Origin of the sequence: Pseudonocardia sp. SID8383, assembly GCF_009864975.1 — a bacterium.
Lineage (GTDB): Bacteria > Actinomycetota > Actinomycetes > Mycobacteriales > Pseudonocardiaceae > Pseudonocardia > Pseudonocardia alni.
This window is the reverse complement of the sequence record NZ_WWFY01001129.1, coordinates 1-1,581: the sequence shown is the minus strand read 5'-3', so window position 1 is coordinate 1,581 and position 1,581 is coordinate 1. Positions and strand designations below refer to the sequence as shown.

General features: G+C 78.6%; 1 protein-coding gene and 1 pseudogene. Both read right to left on the bottom strand.

The features are described 5' to 3' along the window. Positions 1–642, bottom strand: a 642-nt coding sequence (gene mftE, locus GTW08_RS27430) for a mycofactocin biosynthesis peptidyl-dipeptidase MftE (protein ID WP_161152719.1), incomplete at its 3' end; no start/stop codon positions are given. Positions 643–820: 178 nt separating this feature from the next. Next, positions 821–1,581: pseudogene (locus tag GTW08_RS27425) on the bottom strand (hypothetical protein); the annotation flags it as partial.

Here is a 1,581-nt window from a genome sequence, read left to right as displayed (position 1 = left end):
CGCCGCGAGCAGCCGCAGCCCCTCCCCGGCCGACGCGCCGGCCGGGTCACCGAGCACGCCGTTCGGGCTGACCGCGGCGATCCCCCCGGCCCGCAGCTCCCCGATGACCTCGCGCAGCGGCCGGGTGTCGCCCGGCTCGGCGCGGTCGGTGCGGACCAGGCCGGGATGCAGGTGGGCGAGCAGCGAGGTCTCGTAGCGCCCGGCGTGCGCGTCCAGCGGCACCCCGGGGACGTCGGCGACGCAGGACAGCCAGCCGGCGTCGCGGCCCTCGTGGCGCAGCAGGGTCACCGCCGAGCGGAGCGCGGCGACGTTGCCGCCGTGCCCGTTGAGCAGCACCAGCCGCGAGGCCCACCGGCACGCCGAGCGGCCGTACTCGACGAGGACGGTGCGCAGCGCGTCCTCCCCGATCGACACGGTGCCGGGGAAGCCCTCGTGCTCACCGGCGGCGCCGTAGGGCAGTGCGGGGGCGAGGACGAGCCCCGGGTCGGCGTCGTGCAGCGCCGACGCGACCGCCGACGCCACGGCGGTGTCGGTGCCCAGCGGCAGGTGCGGGCCGTGCTGCTCGGTGGAGCCGACCGGCACGAGCAGCGTGTACGCCGCGGCCGGGTCGAGGTCGGGCCAGATCAGATCCGCGAGGCGCACGGTCCCAGCCTGCCCCGTCGGGTCCCGGTCCGGCGCAGCGCGGTCACCGCGAGGACGACGGCGCCGGTCGGAGGACGCTCATCTCGAGGGCGAGGGCGAGGACGAGCAGGGGCCGCGCGAGGACGGCCGGCCCGGCCCACTCACGGGCTCCGGCGCGGCGGGCCCGGGATCTCGCTGGTCACCCGACGACCGTAGGAACTCGACCCGGCTCCAGGTCGACGAGGCGGCCCTCACGGATCGCGGCGTCGAACCGGCGCGGGGTCAGCGCGTCGCCGATCCGGTGCACCGGCCACGGCCCGCCGGCCAGCGCGGACCACAGGCCGGTGGCGGGGACGGTGGCCGTCGCCGCGACGACGGCGCCGACGTCGCGCCGCTCGGTGCGGCCGGTCGGGTGGTGCAGCAGCTCCACGGTGCAGTCGGGCTCGGCGCAGCTCTGCTCACCACGGCTCTGCTCACCCCTGCGCAGCACCCCCAGCACGGCGAGGTCGGTGCGGCAGCGGATCCCGGCGGCGTGCGCGCGGCGGCGGAACCCCTCGCGGTCCAGGGTGAGCCCGAGGTCCTGCCCGACGACCAGCGCGGGGGTGACGACCTCGACGGCGTGCCCGCGGGCGGCGAGCAGCTCGGCGACCGAGGTGGCCTGGTGGAACCCGAGCTCGTCGACGACGAGCACCGGGCCCGGAGGCAGGCGCACCCCGGCCAGCACGTCGTCGACGGGGACGGTCAGCCGCTCCGGGTCCCACGACGGGACGGCGGGCACCGACCCGGTGGCGACGACGACCGCCGCGGGGTCCAGCTCCTCGACGAACCCGCGGTCGACGGTCGTGCCGTACCGGATCTCGGCCCCGGCCGCGTGCGCCTCGCGCAGCAGGTCGGCGACGACGTGGCCGAGCTCGGCCCGCCCGGGCGCGGTCGCCGCGAGGGCGAGCCGTCCGCCGGGGG